Raw genomic sequence first — 4670 nt, 5'->3', positions numbered from 1 at the left:
TCGGGCTTCGTGCAGCTGATCTTCTTCGTGCCGGGCATCGACGAGACGCTGCGGGTCGGCGGCAAGGGCAAGGTCTCGGCGGATCCGGATCTGCTGGCGTCGATGGTGGAGTTCGGCAAGCTTCCACGCGCCGCGCTGGTTGTCAGCGTGCGTGAGGCCTATTTCCATTGCGGCAAGGCCCTGATGCGCTCGAAGCTGTGGTCGCAGGAGAGCCGGGTCGAACGCGCGGTGCTGCCGAGCATCGCCGAGGTGATCCACGACCAGACCAGCCTCGGCGAGCCCGAAAGCCAGGCCGTGGTCGAGGCGCGGTACCGGGAACAGCTGTGAGAGATTTGGGAGTGCGGCCTGAGCGCGCTCTATGATTTCGCGCGCTCGAAGACGTGGATGGCCGGGTCAAGCCCGGCCATGACGAGCCGTTGCGTTCGTCGTCCTAGTGCTCGCTCTCGAGCCCGCCGACGTGCTTCTGCGTGTAGAGTTCGAGCCCGATGCGGTTGATCAGGTCGAGCTGTGTTTCGAGGAAGTCGATGTGGTGCTCCTCGTCCTTCATCAGGCTCTCGAACAGGTCGCGGCTGACGTAATCCTTGACGCCGTGGCAGTGCGTCGCGGCTTCCTGGTACAGCGTGCGGGCGGCGATCTCGGAGGCCAGATCGCACTCGATGATTTCCTTGACGTTCTGGCCGATCCGCAAGGGATCGAGCACCTGCAGGTTGGGAAAGCCGTCGAGGAACAGGATCCGGTCGGTGAACTTGTCGGCGTGCTCCATCTCCTCGATGGATTCCTTGCGCCAGACCTTGGCCATATCCAGCAGCCCCCAGTTGTTGAGCAGCCGGTAATGCAGCCAATACTGGTTGATGGCGGTGAGCTCGCTGCGCAGGCCCTTGTTGAGGTATTCTATAACCTTCGCGTCGCCCTGCATGGTGATCTCTCCGCATCCGAGTAAATGACTTAGAACGTTTCTAAATCAGTTAGGGTGCCAGAGCAAGCCTCTGCTGGACGGCGCCAACCGGGACGGCAGCGGGGTTTTGCGGATTTCAGGAGGCCGCGAGCGCGAACTCGGCGTGGGGTTGGGCTTGGGGTTGGGCGCTGGCCTCGGTGTGCTGGCACCCGGAGCAGCAGGACTTGGCGCAGGCCCCCAACGCCTCGTCGATGATCGTCTTGATGGTGCGCGCGCACCGGCCGCATTCGGCGCTGCAGCCGAGGCAACCATAGATCTGCTTGGCATTGCGGGGAAGGCTCTCCGCAGCGGCGACGGCGCTGCGGATATCCTGGTCGCTGATGACGTTACAGGAACAAACGATCATGGAAACGGCAGGCCCATCGGTGATGCGTGGCCCCACAGATATTGAAGGCCGCGGCGGGAAGCAAAAGGAAAAGACACACTTTCAAGCAATTCCAAACTGCTGCCGGAGCAGCCTAGAAGCAGTCTAAAAAGGGTGAATTGCGCTAGATCAAATCGGCTGCGGCGTCGGCCTGTGCGCCGCAAAAAGCGCGTCTTGCAACCGGTTTCCTTCGCGTCCGTTCATTGAACATTCAACCGAAATGTGGAACTTTTGCCCGATACTGCCTCGCACTGTCCTGATCCCATGAGAAAGGTGAAGCCATGAGGAAGACATTGATGGCGCTCGCTGCGGTCGCCACCCTGGCTGTTTCGGCCGTGGCCGCGCCGCAAACCGCCGAAGCCCGCAACGGCCGGATTGCCGCGGGTGTCGCGGCCGGATTGCTCGGCGGCGCCGTCGTCGGCGGCATGATCGCATCCCAGAACGGCTATTACGGACCGGGTTATTACGGGCCCGGCTACGGCTATTACGGCGGTCCGGCCTATGTCGCGGCGCCCAGCTGCTTCTGGCAGCGCCAGCGCTTCTGGGACGGTTACGGCTGGCGCGCGCGCGACGTACGAGTCTGCGACTAGGCTCCGTTCATCTTCATTAAGAGCCCCGACGAACGTCCCGAAGATCATCGATTTTCGGGACGTTTGCTGTTGAAGGCCTGAAAAAACCGCTTTTTCCGGACAAGACCTCGACAGCGTTTACGTTCGATTGACGGTTGTGCGCTTTCTCTAGTGCGACGGCCAATTTTCGAATACCGCCCGTGAGGGCAACCTGAACCCGGCGCCGCGCGCGCCACCTGAGGAGAGTCTGGAAATGAAGAAGACACTTGCTGCCTTCGCGCTGGTCGCAACCATCGCTGGCTCGTTCGCCTCGACGCCCGCCAGCGCCCAGCGTGGCGTTGCCGCAGGCGTTGTGGGGGGACTGATCGGCGGCGCCATCATCGGCGGCGCGATTGCCTCCAGCCGCCCGGCCTACGCCGCACCTGCCCCGGTCTATATCGACGAATACCCGGCCTGCCGCCTGGTGCGCGAGCGCTTCTGGGACGGTTACGGCTGGAGCTATCGCCGCGTCGAGATCTGCAACTGATCTGACCGGCTTCGAAAGCCCGACATGAACGAACCCGGCCGCTGCGGCCGGGTTTTTTCTGTTGAAGACCGTCATTGCGAGGAGCCCCTTGCGACGAAGCAATCCATTCTGTCTTTTCGTTGCCAGATGGATTGCTTCGCTTCGCTCGCAATGACGAAACTTAATCAGCGCGCGGCGCTGATGGCGCGCAGCACGGCCTCGCTCGGCCAGCAATCCACCTTCAGCCCGGCGGATTTCTGATAGGCGCCGAGCGCGGCGCGGGTTTTCATGCCCGCCTTGCCGTCCACCTTGTCGCTGTAGAGGCCGATGCGCGTGAGGTGCCGTTGCATCGCCTCGACCGAGGTGGTGCGCAACTGCGTCGAGGCCGACCACGGCGTGGCGAACGGCTGCGGGCTCACGATGCGGTCGGCAAGATGGCCGACGAACAGCACGTACAGGTCCGAAAAATTATATTCCTTGATGACGAAATAGTTTTTCGTGGTCAGGAACGCCGGGCCGTAGATGCCCTCGGGCTGCAGCAGGGAAGCCGGCTGCGCCTGCTCGGCCGCCCCGAGCTTTTGCCCGCGCACCGGCACAAAACCTTCGCGCATCCACTGCCCGATCGGTTTTGTCACCTCGGGCACGCCCATGGTGCAATCGGCGCTGGCCGGCGCGCGCACTTCATAGGCCCAGCGCACGCCCGGCTGCCAGCCCTTGTTGACGAGCTGTTGTGCCGCGGACGCCAGCGCGTCCGGCACCGAATGCCAGATGTCGATTCGGCCGTCGCCATCGAGATCGATGCCGTGCTTGCCGAGTTCGGAGGGGAGGAACTGGGTGAGGCCGGTGGCGCCGGCCCAGGACGAGCGCAGATCCTTGCGCGTCACCACGCCGTCGCCGATCAGCTTCAGTGCCGCGATGAACTCGATGCGATACTGCTCCTTGCGGCGGCCGACCCAGGCCTGCGTCGCCAGCACGCGCAGACCGTCATAGGGCAGCCGGTGGCGGCCGAAATCGGTCTCGCGGCCCCAGATCGCCAGCACGACGCTGCCGGGCACGCCGAAACGCGTTTCGATCGCGTCGAGCGTGGCGCGGTGTTTTTTCATCAGCCTCTGGCCCTCCGCGGCCAGGCGCGCGATGCTGGCTTCCCTGACGTAGTCGGCCGGCACCTGCACGAACTCGGCCTGCGACGGCGCGCCGGTCGCGGGACGTCCGGGCAGGATCAGGTCGGGCAGCTTGGTATCCGGCGCGAGGCCGCGGGTCTCGGCGTCGAACACCGCGCGCGGGACGCCGGCGGCCTGCGCTTCCGGCCACAGCGAGGCGATGAACCGGGTGAACCCGGCGTCCGCGGCGCGCGCGGGCAGCATGGTTGCCAGCGACATCGCCGCCGCGATCAGGAGTGCCGCGATCGCACGGTTTCTCAGGCCGTCCATCAATGCGAAACGGCTTTCTTCGCTTCTTCGGTGGCGAGATTGGACAGCCGGTCAACCCAGGCGATGCCGACCGCCGACAGGATGAAGATGGTGTGAATGATGGTTTGCCACATCACGCCGGTTTCGGTGTAGTTGCTTTTGTCCGATCCCAGCGCCCCCGCCTCGATGAAGGTGCGCAGCAGATGGATCGAGGAGATACCGATGATCGCCATCGCGAGCTTGATCTTGAGCACGCTGGCGTTGACATGGCTCAGCCATTCCGGCTCGTCGGGATGCCCCTGCAGGTTGAGGCGGGAGACGAAGGTCTCATAGCCGCCGACGATGACCATCACCAGCAGGTTGGAGATCATCACCACGTCGATCAGCCCGAGCACCGCCAGCATGATCTGCTGCTCGGTGAAGTCGAAGGAGTGCTGGAACAGGTGCCAGAGCTCCTTCATGAACAGCACGACATAGACGCACTGCGCGACGATCAGCCCGATATAGAGCGGCAGCTGCAGCCAGCGCGAGCCGAAGATCAGCATCGGGATCGGACGCAATGCCGCCCTGATGGCCTTGGGAGGCAGCGGTGTTTCCGGCGTCATGGACATGGATCGGGGTCTTTCTGGGGGGGGACTGAGTCGGGCGGTTCGCGGGCTGTTCTAGCACCGGATATATGGCACATTTTCGGACAGACCGGGCCAAGCGGCCTTTTGGCGCAGGTTTTATTCCGTCAGCGCTTGTTTTCCGCCGGTGCGGGATGATGGCTCCGGCCCATCAACGTCATTGCGAGCGCCGCGAAGCAATCCACCTCACAGCAGTGCCGGTTGATAGATGGATTGCTTCGCGGCGCTCGCAATGACGTGGT

General features: G+C 63.6%; 6 protein-coding genes and 1 pseudogene. 3 read left to right on the top strand and 4 right to left on the bottom strand.

Annotation, left to right across the window (positions count from 1 at the left end; all coding sequences use genetic code 11):
• A pseudogene (locus Q8R73_RS11930) lies at window positions 1-327 on the top strand (hypothetical protein); the annotation flags it as partial.
• A gap of 103 nt (window positions 328-430) precedes the next feature.
• On the opposite strand, the gene bfr reads toward Q8R73_RS11930, so the two are convergent.
• Together bfr and Q8R73_RS11920 are read right to left on the bottom strand one after the other, a co-directional pair.
• Window positions 431-916, bottom strand: coding sequence for a bacterioferritin (gene bfr, locus Q8R73_RS11925; protein ID WP_305719748.1), 486 nt, complete (start codon window positions 914-916; stop codon window positions 431-433).
• Window positions 917-1031: 115 nt separating this feature from the next.
• Window positions 1032-1301 carry a bacterioferritin-associated ferredoxin gene (locus Q8R73_RS11920; RefSeq protein ID WP_305719747.1) on the bottom strand — a complete coding sequence of 90 codons (270 nt, stop codon included), beginning with the start codon at window positions 1299-1301 and terminating at the stop codon, window positions 1032-1034.
• Between the two features lie 299 nt (window positions 1302-1600).
• Here Q8R73_RS11920 and Q8R73_RS11915 point away from each other — a divergent pair, with 299 nt between their 5' ends.
• Together Q8R73_RS11915 and Q8R73_RS11910 are read left to right on the top strand one after the other, a co-directional pair.
• On the top strand, window positions 1601-1909 hold the full coding sequence (locus tag Q8R73_RS11915) for a hypothetical protein (RefSeq protein ID WP_305719746.1): 309 nt from the start codon (window positions 1601-1603) through the stop codon (window positions 1907-1909).
• Window positions 1910-2141: 232 nt separating this feature from the next.
• A complete protein-coding gene (locus Q8R73_RS11910) occupies window positions 2142-2414 on the top strand; it encodes a hypothetical protein (protein WP_305719745.1) in 273 nt (90 codons plus the stop codon).
• Window positions 2415-2578: 164 nt separating this feature from the next.
• Here the strand turns inward: Q8R73_RS11910 and Q8R73_RS11905 are convergent, their stop codons facing one another.
• On the bottom strand, window positions 2579-3772 hold the full coding sequence (locus Q8R73_RS11905; RefSeq protein ID WP_305719749.1) for a lytic murein transglycosylase: 1194 nt from the start codon (window positions 3770-3772) through the stop codon (window positions 2579-2581).
• Between the two features lie 50 nt (window positions 3773-3822).
• On the bottom strand, window positions 3823-4413 hold the full coding sequence (locus Q8R73_RS11900; protein ID WP_305719744.1) for a TIGR00645 family protein: 591 nt from the start codon (window positions 4411-4413) through the stop codon (window positions 3823-3825).
• Between the last annotated feature and the right edge of the window lie 257 nt (window positions 4414-4670).

Source organism: Bradyrhizobium sp. (assembly GCF_030697065.1).
Lineage (GTDB): Bacteria > Pseudomonadota > Alphaproteobacteria > Rhizobiales > Xanthobacteraceae > Bradyrhizobium.
This window is presented reverse-complemented; position numbering and strand designations above follow the sequence as displayed.